At 70.5% G+C, this 21,653-nt stretch carries 18 protein-coding genes; 9 read left to right on the top strand and 9 right to left on the bottom strand.

Translation table 11 applies throughout. From position 1 onward, the window contains the following. Positions 1-9: 9 nt before the first annotated feature. Entirely contained in the window at positions 10-975 is a 966-nt protein-coding gene (locus AC5WAM_RS10970) for an SMP-30/gluconolactonase/LRE family protein (protein WP_495522483.1), read from the bottom strand. An 89-nt stretch (positions 976-1,064) separates the two neighbouring features. On the opposite strand from AC5WAM_RS10970, the gene AC5WAM_RS10965 reads away from it, so the two are divergent. Then, entirely contained in the window at positions 1,065-1,523 is a 459-nt protein-coding gene (locus AC5WAM_RS10965; protein ID WP_366793735.1) for an Lrp/AsnC family transcriptional regulator, read from the top strand. Here the strand turns inward: AC5WAM_RS10965 and AC5WAM_RS10960 are convergent. Genes AC5WAM_RS10960 through AC5WAM_RS10945 form a run of 4 tightly spaced genes read right to left on the bottom strand, consistent with a single transcriptional unit; the run spans position 1,520 to position 5,185 of the window. Then, the gene (locus tag AC5WAM_RS10960; RefSeq protein ID WP_495522482.1) at positions 1,520-3,529 is read right to left on the bottom strand and encodes a HEAT repeat domain-containing protein; all 2,010 of its coding nucleotides are present in this window, start codon (positions 3,527-3,529) and stop codon (positions 1,520-1,522) included. The two genes, AC5WAM_RS10965 and AC5WAM_RS10960, sit on opposite strands and share 4 nt — an antisense overlap. After that, the gene (locus AC5WAM_RS10955) at positions 3,530-4,207 is read right to left on the bottom strand and encodes a DUF7019 family protein (protein WP_366793737.1); all 678 of its coding nucleotides are present in this window, start codon (positions 4,205-4,207) and stop codon (positions 3,530-3,532) included. Positions 4,208-4,214: 7 nt separating this feature from the next. Beyond that, the gene (locus AC5WAM_RS10950; RefSeq protein ID WP_495522481.1) at positions 4,215-4,403 is read right to left on the bottom strand and encodes a DUF397 domain-containing protein; all 189 of its coding nucleotides are present in this window, start codon (positions 4,401-4,403) and stop codon (positions 4,215-4,217) included. Continuing rightward, complete coding sequence (locus tag AC5WAM_RS10945) at positions 4,403-5,185, bottom strand: helix-turn-helix domain-containing protein (protein ID WP_495522480.1); 783 nt, start codon at positions 5,183-5,185, stop codon at positions 4,403-4,405. The genes AC5WAM_RS10950 and AC5WAM_RS10945 overlap by 1 nt, the downstream gene beginning before the upstream one ends. 154 nt (positions 5,186-5,339) lie before the next feature. Here AC5WAM_RS10945 and AC5WAM_RS10940 point away from each other — a divergent pair, with 154 nt between their 5' ends. Beyond that, complete coding sequence (locus AC5WAM_RS10940) at positions 5,340-5,786, top strand: ATP-binding protein (RefSeq protein WP_495522479.1); 447 nt, start codon at positions 5,340-5,342, stop codon at positions 5,784-5,786. On the opposite strand, the gene AC5WAM_RS10935 is transcribed toward AC5WAM_RS10940, so the two are convergent. The 4 genes from AC5WAM_RS10935 to AC5WAM_RS10920 form a co-directional block, all read right to left on the bottom strand. Then, positions 5,740-9,597 (bottom strand): GH92 family glycosyl hydrolase, encoded by a 3,858-nt coding sequence (locus tag AC5WAM_RS10935; RefSeq protein ID WP_495522478.1) that lies wholly within the window; start codon positions 9,595-9,597, stop codon positions 5,740-5,742. The genes AC5WAM_RS10940 and AC5WAM_RS10935 overlap by 47 nt on opposite strands. A 145-nt stretch (positions 9,598-9,742) precedes the next feature. After that, complete coding sequence (locus AC5WAM_RS10930) at positions 9,743-10,927, bottom strand: serine hydrolase domain-containing protein (RefSeq protein ID WP_495522477.1); 1,185 nt, start codon at positions 10,925-10,927, stop codon at positions 9,743-9,745. Positions 10,928-10,981: 54 nt separating this feature from the next. Then, positions 10,982-12,592 carry an alpha/beta hydrolase gene (locus AC5WAM_RS10925; protein WP_495522476.1) on the bottom strand — a complete coding sequence of 537 codons (1,611 nt, stop codon included), beginning with the start codon at positions 12,590-12,592 and terminating at the stop codon, positions 10,982-10,984. 15 nt (positions 12,593-12,607) lie between these two features. Beyond that, complete coding sequence (locus tag AC5WAM_RS10920) at positions 12,608-13,033, bottom strand: DUF4190 domain-containing protein (RefSeq protein ID WP_495522475.1); 426 nt, start codon at positions 13,031-13,033, stop codon at positions 12,608-12,610. Between the two features lie 187 nt (positions 13,034-13,220). Between AC5WAM_RS10920 and AC5WAM_RS10915 the strand changes: the two genes are divergently transcribed. The 7 genes from AC5WAM_RS10915 (at position 13,221) to AC5WAM_RS10885 (ending at position 21,653) form a co-directional block, all read left to right on the top strand. Beyond that, positions 13,221-14,405 carry a sensor histidine kinase gene (locus tag AC5WAM_RS10915; protein WP_495522474.1) on the top strand — a complete coding sequence of 395 codons (1,185 nt, stop codon included), beginning with the start codon at positions 13,221-13,223 and terminating at the stop codon, positions 14,403-14,405. Between the two features lie 59 nt (positions 14,406-14,464). Continuing rightward, positions 14,465-15,205 carry a response regulator transcription factor gene (locus tag AC5WAM_RS10910; protein WP_495522473.1) on the top strand — a complete coding sequence of 247 codons (741 nt, stop codon included), beginning with the start codon at positions 14,465-14,467 and terminating at the stop codon, positions 15,203-15,205. 427 nt (positions 15,206-15,632) lie between these two features. Then, positions 15,633-17,075, top strand: coding sequence for an N-acetylglucosamine/diacetylchitobiose ABC transporter substrate-binding protein (ngcE, locus tag AC5WAM_RS10905; RefSeq protein WP_366793746.1), 1,443 nt, complete (start codon positions 15,633-15,635; stop codon positions 17,073-17,075). 34 nt (positions 17,076-17,109) lie between these two features. Beyond that, positions 17,110-18,039 carry a carbohydrate ABC transporter permease gene (locus tag AC5WAM_RS10900; RefSeq protein WP_495522472.1) on the top strand — a complete coding sequence of 310 codons (930 nt, stop codon included), beginning with the start codon at positions 17,110-17,112 and terminating at the stop codon, positions 18,037-18,039. A gap of 15 nt (positions 18,040-18,054) precedes the next feature. Further along, positions 18,055-18,987: a carbohydrate ABC transporter permease gene (locus AC5WAM_RS10895; RefSeq protein WP_366793748.1), complete on the top strand. Its 933-nt coding sequence runs from the start codon at positions 18,055-18,057 to the stop codon at positions 18,985-18,987. A 246-nt stretch (positions 18,988-19,233) separates the two neighbouring features. Next, positions 19,234-20,433 (top strand): ROK family transcriptional regulator, encoded by a 1,200-nt coding sequence (locus AC5WAM_RS10890; RefSeq protein ID WP_495522471.1) that lies wholly within the window; start codon positions 19,234-19,236, stop codon positions 20,431-20,433. Between the two features lie 122 nt (positions 20,434-20,555). Beyond that, positions 20,556-21,653 carry a substrate-binding domain-containing protein gene (locus tag AC5WAM_RS10885; protein ID WP_366793749.1) on the top strand — a complete coding sequence of 366 codons (1,098 nt, stop codon included), beginning with the start codon at positions 20,556-20,558 and terminating at the stop codon, positions 21,651-21,653.

The raw sequence follows: 21,653 nt of genomic DNA, 5'->3' as shown, positions 1-21,653 counted from the left end.
TGTCGAGCGTCAGTTCGCGGCGTCGCGCCAGGGGCGGTGGCCCGGCCCCGTCGGGTGGGTGCCCGTGACGCCCATGACCACCGAGTACAGGCTGGTCTGCGCGGTGATGAAGAGGCGGTTGCGCTTGGCGCCGCCCCAGGCGATGTTGGCGACGGTCTCGGGCACGTTCAGGCGGCCGATCAGGGTGCCGTCGGGGTCGTAGCAGTGCACCCCGTCGTCCATGGCCGCCGCCCACAGCCTGCCGCCGTCGTCGAAGCGCAGGTTGTCGAAGCGGGCGCCCGCCCGCGCCCCCGCCTCGGCGAAGACCTCGCCGTCCGACAGCGTGCCGTCGTCGCGCACGTCGAAGACGCGGATGCGGCCGCCCCGGGTGTCGGAGACGTAGAGGCGGCTCTCGTCCGCCGAGAAGACGAGGCCGTTCGGTGCCTCCAAGGAGTCGGCCACCAGGCGTACTTCGCCCGTCGCCGGGTCGACCCGGTACACGTTGTTGGCGCCGATCTCGCTGTCCGCGCGGAAGCCCTCGTAGTCGCTGGTGATGCCGAAGTCCGGGTCGGAGAACCAGATCGAGCCGTCCGACTTCACCGCCGCGTCGTTCGGGCTGTTGAGGCGCTTGCCCTGCCAGCGGTCGGCGAGGACGGTGACGGTGCCGTCGTGCTCGGTCCTGGTCACGCGGCGGTTGCCCTGCTCGCAGCTGATGAGGCGGCCCTCGCGGTCGAGGGTGTTGCCGTTGGTGTACCCGGCGCCCCGCCGGAAGACGCTGACGGTGCCGGTCTCCTCGTCCCAGCGCAGCATCCGATCGTTGGGGATGTCGCTCCAGACCACCTGCCGCCAGGCGGGTACGTAGAGCGGTCCCTCGGCCCAGCGGCAGCCGGTGTACAGGACCTCCAGGCCGTCGTCGCCGTTCATGCACCGGCCCGTGCGGAACCGGTCGTCGAACATCTCGTACAGCGCGGGTCGTTCGCTCGACGTGCCTGCCATGAGTCCGTCCCCTCCGAATGTGATCTGGTTTAGTGTGCAGATTGCAGTACGGGATATGGCTCAGACAAGAACCTGCCGAATGGAGAGTCGTGGATCACGTGGACCGGGCCCTGCTGGCACAGCTCCAGGAGGATGCCACCCGGCCGTACGCCGCCCTGGGCGAGGCCGTGGGGCTCTCCGCGGGCGCCGCGCACGAGCGCGTGCGGAAGCTGCGGGAGCGCGGCGTCATCCGCCGCACCGCGGCCGACGTCGACCCGGCGGCGGTGGGCAGCGGCGTCCTCGCGTACGTGATGGTCGACTCGACGTCGTGGATGGGCGACTCGGCGGATGCCTTCGCCGCGCTCCCCGAGGTCCTGGAGGCCCACGTCATCGCGGGCAGCGCCTCGGTCCTGGTGAAGGTCAGGACGGCGACGACGGAGCAGCTCCAGGACGTGCTGCGCCGGATCTACGCGATCGACGGCGTCAGCGGGACGCAGGCCACGGTGGTCCTGGAGACCTTCTTCGAGCGGCCGGTGTCGCCGCACGCGGGGGCCGGCCTGCCGGGCTAGCCGAGCCGGACGCCGCGGGCCTCGGCGATGGTGTTCAGGGCGTCGACGTGCCAGTCGTAGAAGTGCGTGGCCCGGCGGCAGAACGCCAGCACGTGGTCGTGCGCCTCGGTGGTGCCGATCGTCACCAGGGCCTGTACGGCGCCCTCTTGGGCTTCATGCCAGGCGTCGGGGCCGAGGAGCGCCGTCAGGGGAGTGAGGTCCTCGGGGGTGCCCCGCCCGACCAGCGCGAGGGACGCGGTCTCGCGTGCCGGGCGCGACGGGGCGAGCGGCCCGCCGGGGGGCGCGTCGTACCTGGCCTTCGGCTCCGGCGCCGCCGCGAGCCGGAGCAGGGCGGCGGTCGCCTCGGCTTCGGGGCGGGCGGCGAGCGCGGCGACGAGCCGGTCGGCCAGGTCGTCGCCCAACTCGTCCGCGCCGTCGGCGAGCGCGACGAGGACGGGCAGGGCGGGCGCGCCGATCCGCCCCAGGGCGAGCACGGCGGTACGGGCGATGTCGGGCCCGGTGTCCTCCAGCGCGGCGGCGCGCGTGACGAACTCCCCGAGCGCCCGTGCGGCCTCCGGCACCGGGAACCCGCCGAGCGCCGCCACCGCCCGCGCCCGCACCGCCTCGTGCGGCGAGCGCGCGCAGGCAAGGACCGTCGGCAGGGACTCGGGCGCGCCGATCAGGCCGAGGGCCCGGACGGTACGGGCGCGCAGCGTGCCGGGCTGCTCCTCGTCCGCCGCCAGGGCCGCGAGGGGCGCGGCGGCCCGCGCGTGCCGCAGGGCGCCGAGGGCGTCGGCGGCGGACGCGCGCACCGCCGTCGGGGCCGCGTGGTCCGTCGCGAGGGCGAGCAGCGCCGGGGCGGCCTCCGCGTCCCCGATGCCCCCCAACGCCCGTGCCGCACCGCGCTGTTGGCCCGCCGTCGTGAGCAGACCCAGGAGCCTGTGAAGCGGCGGATGGGCGAGCCCGGCGATGAGGTCCGCCGCCGTGTCGCTGACGTGCGGGTCACCCAGCGCGGCAAGCAGGGAGTCCACCGCGAGCGGGCCCGAGAACGCGGCCAGGGCCCCGGCTGCGGCGCGGCGCACCGTCGGTGCCGCCGACTCGCGCAGATGGTGCCGGAGCAGCGCGTGGTACGCGCCGGGGGCCGATGCGACGAAGCGGCCGGGCTCGGCCGCCACCCGGGCGCAGACGGCGGCGACGGCGTGCGGTGGGCACTCGGGCGCGTCCGGGGCGCGCGCCGCCTCGCGGACGACGTGCCACAGGTGCTCCCTGCCGTCGGCGGTCCTGGAGAGCAGGGCGGTCGCGAGCCGCGCCGCTTCGGGATCGGGATCGCGTTGCGCGGCGTAGAGGAGCGTCTCGGCGGCCGGGTACGTGTGCGCGGGCGGCCAGTCGGCCTCCGGCAGCTCGTGCAGCGCCCTGAGCGCCGCCCGCCGCAGGTGGTCGCCCGACGCGGGCGAGTCCGCGAGGACGAGGAGAGCGGAGCCCGCGCGCGGGTCCCCGATCGCGCCGAGCGCCCGCACCACGTTCTCCGCCTGGGCGGGCAGGCGGCTCCAGAGCGTGGCGAGCAGCGGCCTCACGGCCTCGGGCGCCCGCAGCCGGGCCAGCGCGTCCACCACCCGGAACGTGCTCTTCCCGGCGGCCGCCAGCCGGTCGAGCAGATCGAGCAGGCCGCGGACGACCTCCGGACCGCCCAGCTCGACCAGCGCGTCGGCGGCCGGTCGATCCAGCTGCTCGCGGCCGTACGGCCCCTCGGCGACGAGGCTCAGCAGCTCGGGCACGGCGCGTTCCGCACCCAGCCGCCCCAGCGCCCTCGCGGCCTGCCACGGCGACCCGACGGACGGGTCCTCCCGCCGCCGCAGACCGGCCAGAAGCGTGTCGACGACCTCCGGCGAACCCGTGCTGCCGCCCAGCGCCAGGGTGGCGAACGCGCTGACACCGAAGGCGCCGGACCGCGCGGTCCTGCACAGCCCCTCGACGTCCCCCGCCATGCGCATGCCCACCAGATCGGATATCGACGGCGCCTCCTCCACTCAGGCCTCCCCGCCCTCGGGCTCCCCGTCCGACATCGCCACGTACACCGGCGTCCCGACGACGACCGTCAACTCCTTCCCGTCCTCCCGCGTCACGGTCCCGCTCAGCAGCCGCCGCGCCAGGAACTCGCAGTACACGGGCGGCACCGTCAGCGACTCGGCGACGCGGAGCACGTCGTCCGTCACACTGCCCCGGCTCGGCATGCGGGCCCGCCAGCGCCCGTCGAACTGGTGCTCCCACCCGGGTGGCATCTCCTGGAGCAGCCGGAAGATCGACGGCAGCCCCGAATAGCCGACCCGGTGCATGTCGGGCGCCGCCTGATAACCGATCAGGTGGTGCGCCGACCCGATCAGCGCGACCACGGTGTCGCCGTCGCGGCCCGTCATCATGGTCGGGCCGTCGGCGTCGCCGTACCCCGCGATCCGCAGCCCCAGGTCACCCCGGAACCAGGCGCTCGGCTCCGACATCCAGCTGACGTCGAACTCCCGCTCCAGGTACGCCTCCACGAGGTCGAGCCGGTCGTACGTACTCGTGTCGCCGCGCGGCGACTGCACGGCCAGGCTGAGCACCTTCAGGTCGACCGTCGCCTCCACGGCGAGCCGCCGGGCCAGCTTGGGCGGGATCTGCTCGTAGAGCATGTCCACTTTGGCGGTGGAGAGGTAGATGTAGTAGCGCACGGGCCGCTCAGGCGCGGGGCTTTTGAGGGAGGGCCAGGAAGGCGGTCCAGGTGGCTGGGGTGATGGTGAGGTGACCTCTGCGGGGGTCTTTGGAGTCGCGGATGTGGATGGCGGTGGACTCGGTTGCCACTTCGAGGCAGTTGCCGCCGTCGCTTCCGCTGTAGCTTGACTTGAACCACTGCAATGTGGTGCTCATCAGTCTCCTAGCAAACGGTCCAACAGGCCCAAGGTCTCTTCAGGGTTGAGGGCCCGTGCCCGCAGCATCGCACACCGCTGAGTGAGGATCGCCACCTCGTCAGGGTTGGAGATGAGCTGGCTGCCTCGCTGGGTTTCTGTGTAAGCGAGGCGCTGGTAGTCCGGGGTTTCCAGCAAGACGAACGGTCCATCGAGGGCAGGGTGCGTCGTGCGCGCGAACGGCAGGACTTGCAAGGAGAGCCCAGGGAGTTCTCCGTACTCGCGCAGGCGGCGCAGTTGCTCGGCATACACCTTCCGCCCGCCGAGGTGGTCGTGCAGGGCCGCCTCCCAGATCACGAAACTGGTCGTGGGCGGAACCTTGCGGTGCAGCAAGTCCTGGCGCTCGATGCGCTTCGCGACGAACTGCTCGATCTCGTCCTCGTCCAGAATGGGAACCCGGCTACGGAAGACCGCGCGTGCATACGCTTCCGTTTGCAGCAGACCTGGCAGTACCTGATTCTCGTACGAGGAGATGGCGATCGCCTCCTTCTCGCGATCCAGGTACTCCTCGGCCCACCTCGGCACCAGATCGACCTCCGGCATGTTGTCGACCGCAGTCTCCAACGTCCGGTTTGTGCGCAGGAGTTCGTCGAGCTGAATCGCCAGATCCATCTTCAGGGGGCGTCGCCCCTGCTCAATGGAGGCGATGTGGTCCTCGCTGATGCAGAAGTGATCCGCGAGTGATCTCTGGGTGTACCCGGCTGCCTCCCGGTGGACGGCAAGCAGCGCCCCCACCATCTTCATCGCCGTGGCGTTCCTGCGTGACCGTCGTCGTGAGCCGCTCATGCGGGTACAACTCCCACCAATTCCCGGGCATCTACCGGTGCGAGGTCGTACAACCGATTTGTACGACCTCGCTGACTGCCTCATGATGGCCACACGGCGTGACTCTCGTCACATGAACGGCGAAACTTCCCCCACACCACTCCGGGAACGCTTTTACCGGCGTGAGCGCCAGTCGATCCCCGCCGCGCGCGCGTTCGCAAGGGCGGCCCTGACCGCCTGGTCGGTCCGGATCCGCGTGGACGACATCGTGCTCTGCGTCAGCGAGCTGACGACCAACGCCCTCGTGCACGGCGCCCCGCCAGGGCGGGGGTTCAAGCTCCGCCTCACCCGGGACGGGACCGCCGTACGGATCGAGGTCCACGACAGTGGCGACGGCACGCCCCGGCTCGTCGGCGAAGGGGTTGCCGACGAGTCGGGGCGCGGGCTCCTGCTGGTGGCGGCCCTGGCCGACAGCTGGGGCGTCGCGGAGCGTCACCCCGGCAAGGTCGTGTGGGCCGAGTTCGCCGAAGGCGTCAGCGCAGCAGCTCCACCTCCGAGAGGGCGGCCCGGCCCCCGGTGAAGACCAGGCGGTACTTCACGTACGAGCCCGGCTCGCTGACGGTGAAGGGACGGGTCTGCCGGTCCCAGGCGAAGGACTCGCCGGACCGCTTGTCGACCGTCGTCCACTTCTCGCCGTCGGGCGAGCCCTGGAGGACCCACCCGCGCGGAGCCTTCGCGGCGTCCGCCGAGGTGAGGGTGTACTGCACCGCCTTGGTGCGGGACGCGACCGGCACCACCACGGAGGAGGCGTTCGCGTACGTCGACGAGGAGTTGTCGAACAGCTCGCCCTCGACCTCGGTCGCGTCCTCGCGGGGCGACGGCACCTTGTCGTCGTCCGTGACGGACACCGGCTGGGCACCCTTGCCGGAGCCCCACGCGGAGGGCTTGGGGCCCATGTCGAATTCGAGGACGCCGCCGCGGGCGATCTCCTCGTGCGGCAGGGCGGTGGAGTTCCACTTCTTGCCGTTGACCTTCAGCCCCTGCACGTAGACGTTCCGCGCGCTGTTCTTGGGCGCCTTCACGACCAGCGTGCCGCCGTTGTCGAGGCGTACGGTCGCCTTCTTGAACTGCGGGGAGCCGATGGCGTATTCGCCGCTGCCCATGACCAGCGGGTAGAAGCCGAGCGAGGAGAACAGGTACCAGGCGGACTGCTCGCCGTTGTCCTCGTCGCCGTGGTAGCCCTGGCCGATCTCGCTGCCGGTGTAGAGGCGGGAGAGGACCTCGCGGACCTTCTCCTGGGTCTTCCAGGGCTGCCCGGCCGCGTCGTACATGTACGCGGCGTGGTGCGCGACCTGGTTGGAGTGCCCGTACATGCCCATGCGCACGTCACGGGCCTCGGTCATCTCGTGGATGACGCCAGGGTAGGAGCCGACGAACTCCGGGGACGCCGTCTCGGGCGTCACGAAGTACGTGTCGAGCTTCTTCGCGAGGCCCTTCCGGCCGCCGTACAGATTGGCCAGGCCGCGCGAGTCCTGCGGGGCGGTGAAGGCGTAGCCCCAGGCGTTGGTCTCCGTGTAGTCGTGGCCCCACACGCGCGGGTCGAACTTCTCCGAGGGGACGCGCCAGGCGCCCTTCTTGTCCTTGCCCTGGAAGAACCCGGCCTTGGCGTCGAAGAGCCGCACGTAGTCACGGGCGCGGTTGAGGAAGTAGGACGCCTCCTCCTGGTAGCGCTTCTCGCCCGTCTTCTTGTAGAGGGCCTGGCCCATCTTCGCGATGCCGTAGTCGTTGACGTATCCCTCAAGGGCCCACGACAGGCCCTCGTGCGTCTCGGACGGCGTGTAGCCGAGGAACGGCGCGTTCGTCATGCCCTTGCGGCCGTAGCCCGGCTTGTCGGGCGCGACCGTCGCGTTCTTCACGGCCGCGTCGTACGCCGCCTTCGCGTCGAAGCCCTTCACGCCCTTCACGTACGCGTCGGCGAACGCCACGTCCGAGGACGTGCCGGTCATCAGGTCCGCGTAGCCGGGCGAGGACCAGCGCGAGGTCCAGCCGCCGTCCTTGTAGTGCTGCACGAAGCCGTCGACCAGTTCGCCCGCCTTCTTCGGCGTCAGGAGCGAGTACGCGGGCCACGTCGTGCGATACGTGTCCCAGAAGCCGTTGTTGACGTACGGCTTGCCCTCGACGATCTTCGCGCCGGTGTGGGTCGGGGTGTCCGGGTTCGGCTGCTTGGTGAACGGCGACGCGTACTTGTACGTCGAACCGACCTTCTCGAAAGCGGAGTTGGGGTAGAGGTAGAGCCGGTACAGGCTGGAGTACAGCGACGTCCGCTGCCCCTCGCTCGCGCCCTCCACCTCGACCCGCCCGAGGATGTCGTCCCACTGCCGCTGCGCCTCGTCCTTGACCTTCGCGAAGGACCTGCCCGCGGGGATCTCCGCGTCCAGGTTCGCCTTCGCCTGGTCGACGCTGATCAGGGAGGTGGCCAGGCGCAGGGTGACCTCGCGGTCGGCGCCGGTCTTGAAGCGGAAGTAGCCGGTGGCGTCCGTGGTGCCGCCGCCCGTCAGCTTGCCGCCGTCCGTGACCGGACGGTCGAAGGTGCCGTACACGAACATGCGCGTGGCGCCCGCCGACAGGTCCGACTTGACGTCGGAGTAGCCGGTGACGATCCCCTTCTCCTTGTCGAGGGTCAGGCCGACCTTGTGCGTGGTGGTGCCCGTCTTCTCGATGTTGTCGAAGACCACGCTCGCGTCGTCACCGGGGTAGGTGAACTTGAACATCGCCGCGTGGTCGGTCGGCGTCATCTCGGCCTTCAGGCCGTTCTCGAAGGTCACGCCGTAGTAGTGCGGGCGCGCCGTCTCGTTCTCGTGCCTGAACGGCAGCGCGCGCTTGTCCCGGGCCGCGTCCGGGGTGTCCTTCGCGGCCGACGGCATGAGCTGGAACGTCTGCCGGTCACCCATCCACGGGCTCGGCTCGTGGCTCGCGCCGAACGCCTGGAGGGTGGGGAGGTTGTCGTCGTTGTTGCGCCGCGCGTAGTCGTACAGCCAGTCGATGCTGCCCGCGTTGGTGATCGGCGTCCAGAAGTTGAAACCGTGCGGGACGGCCGTCGCGGGGAAGGTGTTGCCGCGCGAGAAGCCGCTGCTGGAGTTGGTGCCGCGCGTGGTCAGCGCGTAGTCCGACGGGTGCGCCTTCGGCTTCGGCGGAGCCTTCTCCGCCAGGGATATGTCGTCCACCCAGCCGCGGAACTTCACCGGGCCCTTGGGGGAGTCGTACGCGAGCAGGATCCGGTCCACGGTCTTGCCCGCCGCCACCTCGCCGATCCGCGACGCCACGTCGTTCCACTGGTTGACGTAGAGCACCTTGGCGTCGCCCTGCCCGCGCGGAGTGAGCGGGAAGCCGTGCTGGTCGGTGGCGCTCAGATCGCTCAGATACGTACCGTCGGTGAAGGCGAGGTCCACGGAGACGTTCGTGGCGTCGTACGGCGCCTTCTTGTACTCCTCGTCGTCCATCGACGGGAAGACGCGGTACCCGAGCTCGGTGTCCCGGCCCACCTTCACGTCCACGTCGAAGACCTTGTTGGCCGAGTGCCCGCGCCCCCCGGCGGTGTGCGTGCCCGCGTACCTGAGGGCCTGCTTGCCGGTGAAGCCCGCCCGGCCCTTCGCCGTCGGCGACCCGGCAGGGCCCCGGTCGACGGCGCTCTGCATGTCCTCGGGCGGCGCGGGGGTGTCGGAGCCGCCGACGGAGAGCTGGAGGTCCGCGAGCTGGATCTCGCCGCCGCCGTTGTTCGCCGAGATGTCGAGCCGGAAGTGCGTGTACGCGGTGTCGTTCGCGAAGTCGTACGTCTTGGTCTGGAACCGCTCGCCGAACGTCTCGCCCTCGCGCTTGTCGAGGTCCTTCCAGTCCCGGCCGTCCGTCGAGCCCTGGAGCGTCCAGCTCTTCGGGTCGCGCTGCGCGTGGTCGTTCGCGGACGTCAGCGCGTACCGCACCACCTTGGTGGGCGAGTCGAGCGTGAACTCCACCCAGCCCGACGTGGCGAAGGTGAGCCACTTCGTGGTCTTCTCGCCGTCGACGAGGTTCTCCTTCACCTCGCCGGAGCCGCTGTGCTCACCGCTGGCCCGGACGCCCACGACCCGGTCGTTGACGCCGCCGGGTATCCCGGAGGTGAAGGCGCCGTTCACCCCGCCCGCGCGCTTCTTGCCGTCAGGACCGGTCTCCACGGTGTTCAGCCAGTCCGGCGCGGGCTGCCCCGCCTCGAACGAGGAGCTGAACTCCCGCTCCGCGCGCGGCCCCTGCTGCGGACCCGCCACGGCCGCGCCCTGCGAGGCGGCGACCACGGTCAGGGCGGTGACCCCGATCAGCAGCCCCCCGCCCGGTCTGCGTCCCCGACGTCCGTACCCCATCCCGACTCCCTCCCTGCCCATCCGGACAACGTTGTCACGCGGCTGCGCAAGGACCAGTAGGGCGGCAAGTGGCGAGCGGTGTCAAGGGTGTTGCGGATACCGAGAGGCACCCCCTGGGGGCGGGGGTGCCTCTCGGGTCCGTCCGTCAGCGGCAGAGGGCCTTGTTCACGATGCGGTCCATGCCGTCCTTGACCGCCTTGCCCGGCTGCGTGGTCACGGCGACGTTGACGGAGCGGACCGGCTTGCCGTGCTTCAGGACGACGCCGCCGCGGGTCTCGTAGCCCGTCATGCTGCCGCCGTGGCCCCAGTAGACGCCGCCGCACGACAGGGGCGTCTTCACGAGGCCGAGGCCGTACCCGGCTCCCTTGGGGAAGGGGTACGTGGCGTCCACGGTCTTCTGCATCTGCCTGAGCTGGGGCTCCTTCAGCAGGCGCCCGTCCAGGAGCGCGGTGTAGAACCGGTTCAAGTCGGTGTTCGTGGAGACCATCTGCCCCGCGGCCCAGGCCCAGGAGGGGTCCCACTCCGTGGCGTTGACCAGCGGCGCGCCCGCCGCGGACTGGTAGTAGCCCTGGGGGTGGCGTTCCTTGATGGTCGCGTCGCCGTGGGCGGGGAAGTAGGTGTGGCGCAGGCCGATGCGCTGGATGACGCGCCGGTCGATCTCCTGGGCGATCGAGTGGTGGGTGATCTTCTCCACGATGAGACCGAGGACGAGGTAGTTGGTGTTGTTGTACTCCCACTTCCCCTTCTGGCCGGGCTCGAAGTGGGCCTTGTGCTTCAGGGCGCGGGCCAGGAGGTCGCGGGGCTCGTAGGGGTGGATGTCCTCGTCCAGGTAGTCGACGTAGCTGGGCAGGCCGCTGCGGTGCTGGAGGAGGTGGCGGATGGTGATCTTCCGCCCGTCGATGCCGTCGCCGCGCAGGACGCCGGGCAGATGGTCGTCGACCTTGTCGCTCAGCCGGATCTTCTTCTCGCCGACCAGCTGGAGCACGACCGTCGCGGTGAAGGCCTTGGTGTTGCTGCCGATCCGCACCTGCCCGTCCCGGGGCACCTGCGCGCCGGTGGCGACGTCACCGACGCCCGCGGTGTACGTACGGGTGCGGCCTTCGCGGTCCGTCACGCTCGCCAGGGCGCCGGGCACGCTGTCGGGGTTCACCAGGGCGTTCAGCCCCTTCTGCACGGGGTCCGGCGCGGTGGTGGCGGCCGTCGCCGCGGGGGCGAGGGCTCCGAGGGCCATGACCGCGGCGGCGGCCACGGACACGGACGGGACGAGGGAACGGCGACTGCGTCGCTGCCGCTCGGACGGGCGGGACCTCTGCCATGTCTGCGTGCGCATGGGTCAACTCCTCAAAGGGATCAAAGGTGATCACATGGGATCAGGGGAAGGGATCTAGTCGGTCGGGCAGGTCAGGTCCCTGGTGGGGAGCCTGCCCGTGGTCAGGTAGCGCGTGGCGGCGCCGTCCGCGCAGGAGTTGGTGCCGTTGACGATGTGGCCCTCTCCTTCGGCGACGGTGACCATCCGGGAGCCGCGCAGGGCCCGGTGCATGGCCTGGGCGCCGGCCAGGGGAGTGCTGGGGTCCCACGCGTTCTGCACGATCAGCGCGCGGGCCGTGTGGCCCACCTTCGTGGCGGGCTCGCTGCCCGGCTGCCAGAAGGCGCACGGCTTGATGCCGGACGCGAAGTCGCCCGACAGCGGATACCGGGCCTTGTCGCGGATCGCGTCGCGGCGGTACCGCTCGGGGTCGCTCGGCCACGACGCGCGGGTGTCGGCGCAGAGGACGGCCCAGGCGGCGGCTGTGTCGTTGTCGGCGGGGACGGCGGGGGCTCCGGGCGTGGCGGGTGCCCCGGGGGTGGCGGGGGTGGGTGTCGGCGGGGCGGGGCGCGGGGCCCGTACCGGCGGGGCCGCCTTTCCGGGCTCGGCGTGCTTCCCGTTCCCGGTCCGCTTCCCGGCCTCGGTCCGCTTCCCCTTCCCGGCCGCCTTCTTGAGCTCGGCGACCCATGCGGAGGCCTTCCGCACGTGGAAGAACTGGGTGCGCTGCGCGCGGATGTCGTCACCGGTGAGGGGCTGTCCGCCGACGGTGAGGGGCGCGCGGTCGGCCCGCGCGACCAGGTCCCAGAAGGTCTCGCGGACCTCGGCCGGGGTGGTGCCGAGTCCATGGGCCGCGTGCCGCCGGGCGGCCCACCCGCTCCAGCGCGTGAAGGCGGGCTCGGCCCCTTCCGCCATCGCCTGGAACATGCCGCGCCCGTACCGCGCGGGGTCGGCCGCGCTGTCCAGGACGAAGCGGTCGGCCCGCCGCGGGAACATCCGCGTGTACACGGCCCCGAGGTAGGTGCCGTAGGAGAACCCCAGGTAGGAGATCTTCTTCTCGCCCAGCACGGCACGGACGACGTCCATGTCGCGAGCGGTGTTGCGGGTGGTGAGGTGCCGCAGCACCGCGCCGTTCGAGGCCCGGCACTTGGCGGCCACCGTACGGGCCCACCGCACGTCCTTCGCGAAGGCGCGGGCCCGGTAGGGGTGCTCCAGTGCCTGTTCGCCGCGCGTCAGACCGCAGCCGACGGGAGAGCTCCGGCCGATGCCCCGCGGGTCGAACCCGATGAGGTCGTACCGTTTCCGCACCTCCTTCGAGATCCGCATCGCCGGGTCGACCGGCAGACGGAGACCGGGCCCGCCGGGGCCGCCGGGGTTGAGCAGCAGAACGCCGCGCCGTTCCGCCGGGCTTGTCGCCTTCAGGCGGGATATCGCGATGGCCGTCCTCTTGCCGCCCGGGTCGCCGTAGTCCAGCGGCACTTCGAGGGTCGCGCACTGCAAGGCGGCCGGGCTCCGGGCGTCGCAGCGCTGCCAGTGGGGCTTCTGCTGTGCGTACGGACGAAGAGGGTTTCCGCTCGCGGCGGCCTCGGGTGCGGCGATCGCCGTCGCGGGCGTCAGGGCCGGAACGAAAGCCGCCGTGATGCCGGCTGCCAGAAGAGATGCCGTGCGTGCGGCGCGTGCCACGATGTCCATTCCCTTTCCCATCGGTCAGGTTCCGTCGAACTGGTCGTGGACGCACTGCGCGTACTGCCGGAAGCTGTCGGGCTCGTAGCACTCCTGCGTCTGGTTCGCGTACCAGACGAAGAGGAAGGCGGCCGCGACGGACGCCATGATCGCGAGGGTCGACGTCACCACGCCCGCGACGGCCCTGCCCCGGCCGACGCCGGTCCGCCGGGCCGTCCGCAGGGCGCCGAGGCCCAGGGCCAGGCCGACGACCCCGAGCAGACCGCCGACGAAGACGACCGAGGTGCTCAGGCCGACGACGCCGAGGACCAGGGCGGCCCGGGCCGTGCGGTTCCCGCCGTCCGGGGCCCGCGTGCCGTAGCCCTGCGGGCCGGGGGCGCCGCGGTGTGTTCCCGTCCTCGCGGGCCATGCCGGGTGGCGCCGTGGCATTCCCAGCTCTTGCGTGTTCATCGGGTCGTCCTCCGGTCCGTCGTTCTGGGAAAGATCCTGGATTTCGAGGGCCCGGAAACACATCGCGGAAAAGCGGGAAAAGGCTCTCCCCCGATCGAGGGAGGCCTTCCGCGGGACCTCCGGCGATACTGGACGAATCATGTTGAGGGGAATACGGCCGCTGCTGCGCGGCTCCACATACGCAGGCATGCTGTTCGCCGTTCTCGGCGCCTTCGCGAGCCTTCCGCTGCTGCCTTTCGCCATGCTGCCGGCGCTGGCGTGGCGGTCCGCTCCTTATGGCGTGCAGGTCGCTCTGACCCTGCTCGTCTGGGCGGCGCTGATCGGCGCGGTGGGCCTTGCGCGCACCACGCGGCGGGGCCTCGTCGCGGCCGCCCGCCGACTGCTGAGGGTGGCGTTGCCGGACCCCGCGGCCGCGCCCGCCCCCGCCGTCGACCGCCTGCGGACCCCCCTCTGGCTGCTGCTGCACGTGGCCATCGGGTGGGCGGGGGCGCTGGTGAGCGGCCTGCTGCTGGTCATGGGCGTGACCCTGCCGGGCGGCTGGCTCGACGCCGACCTCGAACTGAGCCTGTTCGGCCGCTCCGCGCGGCCGGGCGACGGCTGGGCGAGCTGGGCGGTCGCGCTCGTCTGCCTGCTCCTCGCGGCGGCCGGGTGCGCGGCCGTGACGAGCGCCCTGCGGCGGCTCGCGCCCGGGCTCCTCGGCCCGTCGGCGGCCGAGCGGCTGGCGCTCGCGGCCGAGCGGGAGCGGGCCCTCGCCGAACGCAACCGCCTCGCCCACGAGCTGCACGACTCGATCGGGCACACGCTCACAGCGACCACGATCCAGGCGGCCGTCGCGGGCGAGGTGCTCGCCGCCGACCCGGTGGCCGCGCGGGCCGCCCTGCGCAGCATCGAGGAGTCGGCCAGGTCCGCCCTCGAAGACCTCGACTACGTGCTCGGCGTGCTGCGCGAGCAGGAGTCGGAGACGGCCCCGACCCGCACCCTGGCCGACCTGCCCGAGCTCTTCGACCGGCTGCGGCACGCGGGCGCGGTGGTGGAGCCGGACCTCACGGGCGACCTCGGGCAGGTGCAGGGCACGCTCTCCCGGGCCGCGTACCGGATCCTCCAGGAAGGCCTGACGAACGCGCTGCGACACGGGGCGGGCGGCCCCGTCCAGGTCCGGGTGGCGGCCGCGCCGGACAGCCTCGAACTGCGCGTGGTCAACCGGACCGGGACGGGGCCCGGCCGGAGCGCGGGCGCCTTCCCGACCTCCGGGCACGGCCTGCCGGGACTCGCCGAGCGCGTGCGGCTGCTGCACGGCGAGATGGAGTCCGGCCCGGACGGGCCGCACCACTGGCGGCTCGCGGTCCGGCTGCCCGTACGGTTGTCGGCATGATCGGGGCAGGGGCAGGGGCAGGGGCAGGGGCAGGGGCAGGGGCAGGGGCGGCCGCGGACGTGTCGGTGAGCCCCGTCGGCGCCGTCACGCCGGACCCCGTACCGAGCCCGGCGGACGCCCCCGCCGCACCCGGCCCCGCCGGCACTCCCGTCACCCTCCTGATCGCGGACGACGACGCGGTGACGCGCAGCGGGCTGCGCGTGCTGCTCGCGGCGCAGCCGGGCATCGCCGTGGTCGGTGAGGCCGCCGACGGCGTCGAGGCGGTCGAGCAGGCGCTGCGGCTGCGCCCCGACGTGGTCCTGATGGACGTGCGGATGCCGCGCCGCAACGGGATCGAGGCCACCCGGCACCTCCTCGCCGGTGCGGCCGACCCCCCGAAGGTCGTGGTGATCACCACCTTCGAGAACGACGACTACGTGACCGCCGCGCTCAGCGCGGGGGCCAGCGGGTTCGTGCTCAAGCGGCGTCCGGTCCCGCAGATCGCGGAGGCGGTGCGTGTGGTGGCGGCCGGGGAGACGATCCTCTTCCCCTCGGCGCTGCGCCGGATGGTCGCCGCCCGCCCGCTGGACTCCGCCGACGCGCTGCCGAACGCGGCGCTCACCGGGCGCGAGGAGGAAGTGCTGCGGCTCATGGCCACCGGTCTGTCCAACCCGGAGATCGCCGAGTCGCTCACGGTGAGCCTGGAGACGGTGAAGACCCACGTCGGGAACGTGCTGACCAAGCTCGGCGCCCAGAACAGGACCCACGCCGTGGTGATCGCCTACGAATCCGGCCTGGTGGTACCGGGCTTCCCGGGCTGACCTCCCGCGGCCCCGGCCCCGGCCCCGGCCGCTGCCGCCCTGCCCGGCGCTGCCTCGGCCGCCCCGGACCGCCGCTCCGGCCGCTCCGGACCGCCGCCGCCCCGGCGGCCCCGCGGTCAAGACACCGACGGCACCGGGGAATTGGACTTTCCGAATTGGTCCGTACTATTTCCCGGCATGCCCGCCATAAAGAGGTCTCAACTCGGAAAAGGTGGCTGCCCAAAGCTGCATTCGATCTTGCCTGGCCAGTGGCGAGTGGACTATACCTGTGCGCGTCCGTACGGCCCGGTCGGCAAGCCGTGGTTCGCCCTTTCGAGCGCCGCCGGACACGTCCCGCACCATCGCACGACCCCAGCTTCACTACTCCGCGGTGCCGGGGAGGATCCGGTTCACCGCCTGAGTCCTGGAAGAGAGCGAGGACTTGAGCATGGGATCCACCTCTGGAACGCCCGGTATGTCCGGCGTCGGCCGCCGCGATCTGATCAAGCGCAGCGCGGCCCTCGGCCTCATCACCGTCCCCACGATGGGCTTCCTGTCCGCCTGCGCCTCCGGCGGCGGTGACGACGACGAGAAGGCCAAGACGGTCAAGAAGACCAAGGACAACCCCTTCGGCGTCGCCAAGGACAACGACCTGGACGTCTTCATCTTCAAGGGCGGCTACGGCGACGAGTACGCCAAGGCGTGGGAGGCGTCCTTCGAGAAGAAGTACGGCGGCGAGGTCTCCCACAGCGGCGAGCAGGACGTGACCGGAAAGCTCCAGCCCCGCTTCAACAAGGGCAATCCGCCGGACGTCGTCGACGACTCCGGGTCGAAGAAGATGAAGCTCGACACGCTGTTCAAGGACGGCCATCTGACCGACCTCACCCAGCTGCTCGACGCGCCGTCCATCGACGACCCGAGCAAGAAGATCCGGGACATCATGCTGCCCGGCACCATCGAACAGGGCACGTTCGGCGGGAAGTTCCACGCGCTGTTCTACGTCTACGCGGCCTGGGGCCTGTGGTACTCCAACAAGCTCTTCAAGAAGCACGGTTGGGACGTCCCCAAGACCTGGGACCAGCTCCTGGACATCATGAAGGACGCCAAGTCCAAGGGCATCGGCGGCCTCGCCCACCAGGGCAAGTACCCGTACTACATGAACATCGTGATCATGGACCTGATCGCCAAGACCGGCGGCATGGACGCCGTGAAGGCGATCGACAACCTCGACCCCAAGGCGTTCGTCGGCAACGACGCCGCCGAGCGCTCCATCGAGGCGGTCTACGAGATCGTGGAGAAGGGCCTGCTGATGCCGGGCACCAACTCCCTGGAGCACACCGAGGCTCAGACCAAGTGGAACGAGTACAAGGCGGTCTTCATCCCGTCCGGCTCCTGGCTGGAGAACGAGCAGGCGAAGCAGACGCCTGCGGACTTCGAGATGACGTTCCTGCCGCTGCCGCTGCTGCCCGACTCCAAGATGAAGCTGCACGCCGTGCGCGTCGGCGCCGACGAGCCCTTCATCGTGCCCGCCAAGGCCAAGAACGTCCCCGGCGGCCTGGAGTTCCTGCGCCGGATGCTGTCGAAGGAAGGCGCGACGGACTTCGCCAAGAAGGCCAGTTCGCTCTCCGTGCTCGGCCCGGAGTACGTCGACAAGAGCGTGGAGCTGCGCCCCGGCATCAAGACCGCGCTCGCGGCCGTCGACAACTGCCCGGTCCCGGAGCGCTTCAACTTCCGCTATTCGGAGTGGTACGGCGAACTGGACGTCGAGATCCAGAACGCCACCGGTGAACTGATGGCCAAGCGCCTCACGCCGAAGAAGTGGCTTGAGCGCTGTCAGAAGGCGGTCGACAAGGAACGCGCGAAGGGCACCGACAAGAACAAGAGGAAGTAGCCGCGGGGTTCAGGCGAGCCAGGAGCAGGGTGTCATGCATCGGAATAAGTACCCGTTCATCGTGGGATTCCTCGTCCTTCCCGTCGGGCTCTACCTGTTGCTGGTGATCTGGCCCTACATCCAGACCATCAGCTACTCGTTCACCGACTGGAGCGGCGCCTCCCAGAACTTCAGTTTCGTCGGGTTCGACAATTACAAGGACCTGGCCAACGACGACGTCTTCTTGAAGGCGCTCCAGCACAACGCCCTGCTCCTGGTCCTCGTGCCGACCCTGACCATCCTGCTCTCGCTGTTCTTCGCCTTCATGGTGAACGTCGGCGGGCGGGGCGGCGCGGGCGGCGTCTCGGGCGTGAAGGGGTCCGGCTTCTACCGGATCGTCTTCTTCTTCCCGCAGGTCCTGTCCGTCGCGATCCTCGCCATCCTCTTCAAGGCGGTGTACCGCGGCGACGACTCGGGCCTGATCAACGGCAGCCTCCAGGCCGTCGGGCTCGGCGACAAGAACCACCCGACGGAGTGGCTGAACGACCCCGACCTGGTCCTGTGGTGCATCGTCTTCGTGATGATCTGGGCCGGCGCGGGCTTCTACATGGTCCTGTTCTCCGCCGCCATGCAGTCCATCCCGAGGGACATCTACGAGGCCGCGCTGCTCGACGGCGCCGGGCGGATCCAGACCTTCTTCCGGGTGACGCTCCCGCTGCTCTGGGAGACCATCCAGACGGCCTGGGTGTTCCTCGCGATCCTCTCCATGGACGCGTTCCTGCTGATCTCCACGCTCACCTCCCAGGACTTCGGCGGCGGCCCCGACCACAGCAGCGAGGTCATCTCGACGTACCTGATGCGCAACTTCCAGACGTACAGCAAGAGCGGCTACGCCTGCGCCATGGGCGTCGTGATGCTGCTGCTCACCCTGATCGTGTCCATCGTCACGCTGCGGCTCAGCCGCCGCGAGCGCATCGAGTACTAGGGAGGCGCGAGCGACATGACGGCTCCCGCGACGCAACCCCCCGTCACCAAGGCCGCCGTACCCGGGCAGCGCGGCGGCGGACGCGGCGGCCCCGGCCGCCGCGACGGGATGGAGGGCAAGACCCTCAACGCCTTCTCGCACGGCTTCCTGGTCCTGTGGGCGATCATGATCGTCCTGCCGCTCTTCTGGATCCTGCTCGGCAACTTCAAGACCGACTCGCAGATCAAGTCCAGCGCCTGGACCTGGCCCACGGAGTGGACCTTCGACGCCTTCCAGCGCGGCTGGGAGAAGGGCGTGGGCGACTACCTGCTCAACACCCTCATCGTGATGGTCTTCTCGGTCCCGCTCACGATGCTGCTCGGCGCCATGGCGGCCTACGTCCTGGCCCGCTACGAGTTCTTCGGCAACCGGTTCCTGTACTACTTCTTCGTGGCCGGGTCGATGTTCCCGGTGTTCCTCGCGCTCGTCCCGCTGTACTTCATGGTCGACCGCCTGGGCATGCTGAACACGTACCAAGGGCTGATCCTCGTGTACGTGGCGTACTCGCTGCCCTTCACCGTGTTCTACCTGTACTCGTTCTTCCGGACGCTGCCCACGGCCGTGCACGAGGCCGCGGTGATCGACGGGGCCTCGCACACCCGGGTCTTCTTCCAGATCATGGTGCCGATGGCGAAGCCCGGCCTGATCAGCGTCGGGATCTTCAACGTGCTCGGCCAGTGGAACCAGTACATCCTGCCGCTCACCCTAATGCAGAAGCAGAGCGGCGGCGACGAGGACCGCTCGATGCTCGCCCAGGGCCTGGTGAGCCTGATGAACCAGGGGAACTACGAGACCGACCTGCCGGCCCTGTACGCGGGCATGACGATCTCCATGATCCCGGTGTTCGTGGTCTACGCGTCCTTCCAGCGGCAGGTCCAGTCGGGCCTCACCGTGGCCACGCTGAAGTGAGCCCGGCGCCCCGAGGCGTCAACCCATCAAGTGAAGACGGAGCCCCGTGCGCGGGCCGGGGCCGGACGGAGAGGTGTGACCTCGACCTCCGGTCCCGGCCCGCGCACGTGCCCCGACCGGTCCGCCGAGCACCCCTGGATTTCCCTCAAGGACTTGACTGCGGTAACACCTTCAGCAGAGCTTGGAGTTCACAACTTGTACGGGCGGCGAGGGCGCCGTCCGCCATAGGCGGGAGTGGATGAGTCGATGGAGACTCCGGGGTCGCAGTCGTCACTGCACCGAGCAAACCTCGAGCGGGTCGTGCGCGCGGTACGGCTCGCGGGATCGCTCACGCAGGCGGAGATCGCCAGGACGACGGGCCTGTCCGCCGCGACCGTGTCGAACATCGTCCGGGAGCTGAAGGACGGCGGCACCGTCGAGGTCACGCCCACGTCGGCGGGCGGCCGCCGGGCCCGCAGCGTCTCGCTCAGCGGTGACGCGGGCATGGTCATCGGCGTGGACTTCGGCCACACCCACCTGCGCGTGGCCCTCGGCAACCTGGCCCACAAGGTGCTCGCCGAGCAGTCCGAGCCCCTGGACGTGGACGCCTCCGCGGCCCAGGGCTTCGACCGGGCCGAGCGCCTGGTCGGCCAGCTGATCGAGCAGGCGGGCGTGGACCGGGCCAAGGTCGCGGGCGTCGGCGTCGGCGTGCCCGGACCCATCGACGTGGAGTCCGGCACCCTCGGCTCCACCTCGATCCTGCCGGGCTGGGCGGGCACCAAGCCCGCCGAGGAGCTGGGGGACCGCCTCGGCGTGCCCGTGCACGTGGACAACGACGCCAACCTGGGCGCCCTGGGCGAGCTGGTCTGGGGCAGCGGCAAGGGCGTCAAGGACCTCGCGTACATCAAGGTCGCGAGCGGCGTCGGCGCCGGGCTCGTGATCAGCGGGCGGATCTACCGCGGCCCCGGCGGCACGGCGGGCGAGATCGGGCACATCACCCTGGACGAGTCCGGGCCCGTCTGCCGCTGCGGCAACCGCGGCTGCCTGGAGACCTTCACCGCCGCGCGCTACGTGCTCCCGCTGCTCCAGTCCAGCCACGGCACCGATCTGACCATGGAGCGCGTCGTCGCCCTCGCCCGCGAGGGCGACCCGGGCTGCCGCCGGGTGATCGCCGACGTCGGGCGGCACATCGGCAGCGGCGTCGCGAACCTCTGCAACCTCCTGAACCCCAGCCGGGTGGTCCTCGGCGGCGCCCTCGCGGAGGCCGGCGAGCTGGTGCTCGGGCCGATCCGCGAGTCGGTCGGGCGGTACGCCATCCCCAGCGCGGCCCGTCAACTGTCCGTGCGCCCCGGGGCACTCGGCTCGCGCGCGGAGGTGCTCGGCGCCCTCGCCCTCGCGCTCAGCGAGATGGGGGATTCGACGCTTTTGGACGGGTCGGTTCCGACCGCCACACCTGCCTTCACTTAGATAACGCATGGCACCGTTGTCATCTCGTTAAGGATTTACTCCTTGACGCGTGTCGGGCGGCCGAGTTGACTTCGAGCCACCTCGGCCGCAACGACGCGGCCACGTCAGGGAGGCACCCCCAAATGAATGCATGGACGCGCCGCGTCGTCATAGGCACCGCGACCCTTTCCATGGCCCTCGGCCTCGCCGCCTGCGGTGAGGCCGGAGGCGACGACGACAAGGGAAGCGGCGGCGACGGAAAGACCATTGGTCTGCTCCTTCCGGAGAACAAGACCACCCGCTACGAGACCTTCGACCGTCCGATCATGGAGTCGAAGATCAAGTCGCTCTGCGGCGACTGCGAGATCAAGTACAACAACGCCGCACAGGACATCGAGACCCAGAAGAAGCAATTCGACGCGCTCATCACGCAGGGCGTCAAGGTGATCATTCTCGACTCCGTGGACTACAAGTCCACGAAGGGCTGGATCGAGCGCGCCGACAAGGAGGGCGTCAAGGTCGTCGCGTACGACCGACTGGCCGAGGGCCCGCTGTCCGCGTACGTCAGCTACGACAACGAGAAGATCGGCCGCCTCCAGGGCGGCGCCCTGGTCAAGGCCCTCGGGGCCAAGGCCAAGAGCTCCAACGTCGTCATGATCAACGGCTCGCCGACCGACCCGAACGCCCCGTTCTTCAAGAAGGGCGCCCACTCGGTGCTCGACAAGAACGTGAAGAAGGTCGTCTACGAGCAGGACATCCCCGACTGGTCGCCCGACGAGGCCAACCGGAAGATGGCCACCGCCATCGACAAGCTCGGCAAGGACGGCTTCGACGGCGTCTACTCCGCCAACGACGGCATGGCCGGCGGCATCATCACCGCCCTCAAGCAGCGCGGCATCGAGGTCCCCGTCGGCGGCCAGGACGCCGAGCTCGCGGGCGTCCAGCGACTGCTGAGCGGCGAGCAGGACTTCACGATCTACAAGCAGATCAAGCCGGAGGCCGAGACCACCGCCGAGATCGCCGTCCGCCTGCTCAAGGGCAAGAAGATCGACGACCTCATCGACCGCAAGGTCAACTCCCTGAGCGGCGACTACAAGGGCATCCCCGCCAAGCTCTACGACGCCCAGGCCATCACCAAGGACGACGTGGCCGGCACGATCGTCAAGGACAAGGTCTACAAGGCGAGCGAGATCTGCACCAAGCAGTTCAAGGCCGCCTGCGACGAGGCCGGGATCAAGTAG

The sequence above is a fragment of the Streptomyces sp. JLYT201 genome, assembly GCF_059448825.1.
Note: the sequence above shows the minus strand (reverse complement) of the source record. Positions and strands in the feature narration are given on the sequence as shown.

Excerpts from the sequence above, each read along its gene's own strand:
- AC5WAM_RS10970 (WP_495522483.1), bottom strand. The coding sequence starts at position 975 with ATGGCAGGCACGTCGAGCGAACGACCCGCGCTGTACGAGATGTTCGAC.
- AC5WAM_RS10950 (WP_495522481.1), bottom strand. The coding sequence starts at position 4,403 with ATGAGCACCACATTGCAGTGGTTCAAGTCAAGCTACAGCGGAAGCGAC.
- AC5WAM_RS10945 (WP_495522480.1), bottom strand. The coding sequence starts at position 5,185 with ATGAAGATGGTGGGGGCGCTGCTTGCCGTCCACCGGGAGGCAGCCGGG.
- AC5WAM_RS10940 (WP_495522479.1), top strand. The coding sequence starts at position 5,340 with ATGAACGGCGAAACTTCCCCCACACCACTCCGGGAACGCTTTTACCGG.
- AC5WAM_RS10935 (WP_495522478.1), bottom strand. The coding sequence starts at position 9,597 with ATGGGGTACGGACGTCGGGGACGCAGACCGGGCGGGGGGCTGCTGATC.
- AC5WAM_RS10930 (WP_495522477.1), bottom strand. The coding sequence starts at position 10,927 with ATGCGCACGCAGACATGGCAGAGGTCCCGCCCGTCCGAGCGGCAGCGA.
- AC5WAM_RS10925 (WP_495522476.1), bottom strand. The coding sequence starts at position 12,592 with ATGGACATCGTGGCACGCGCCGCACGCACGGCATCTCTTCTGGCAGCC.
- AC5WAM_RS10920 (WP_495522475.1), bottom strand. The coding sequence starts at position 13,033 with ATGAACACGCAAGAGCTGGGAATGCCACGGCGCCACCCGGCATGGCCC.
- AC5WAM_RS10915 (WP_495522474.1), top strand. The coding sequence starts at position 13,221 with ATGCTGTTCGCCGTTCTCGGCGCCTTCGCGAGCCTTCCGCTGCTGCCT.
- ngcE (WP_366793746.1), top strand. The coding sequence starts at position 15,633 with ATGGGATCCACCTCTGGAACGCCCGGTATGTCCGGCGTCGGCCGCCGC.
- AC5WAM_RS10900 (WP_495522472.1), top strand. The coding sequence starts at position 17,110 with ATGCATCGGAATAAGTACCCGTTCATCGTGGGATTCCTCGTCCTTCCC.
- AC5WAM_RS10895 (WP_366793748.1), top strand. The coding sequence starts at position 18,055 with ATGACGGCTCCCGCGACGCAACCCCCCGTCACCAAGGCCGCCGTACCC.
- AC5WAM_RS10890 (WP_495522471.1), top strand. The coding sequence starts at position 19,234 with ATGGAGACTCCGGGGTCGCAGTCGTCACTGCACCGAGCAAACCTCGAG.
- AC5WAM_RS10885 (WP_366793749.1), top strand. The coding sequence starts at position 20,556 with ATGAATGCATGGACGCGCCGCGTCGTCATAGGCACCGCGACCCTTTCC.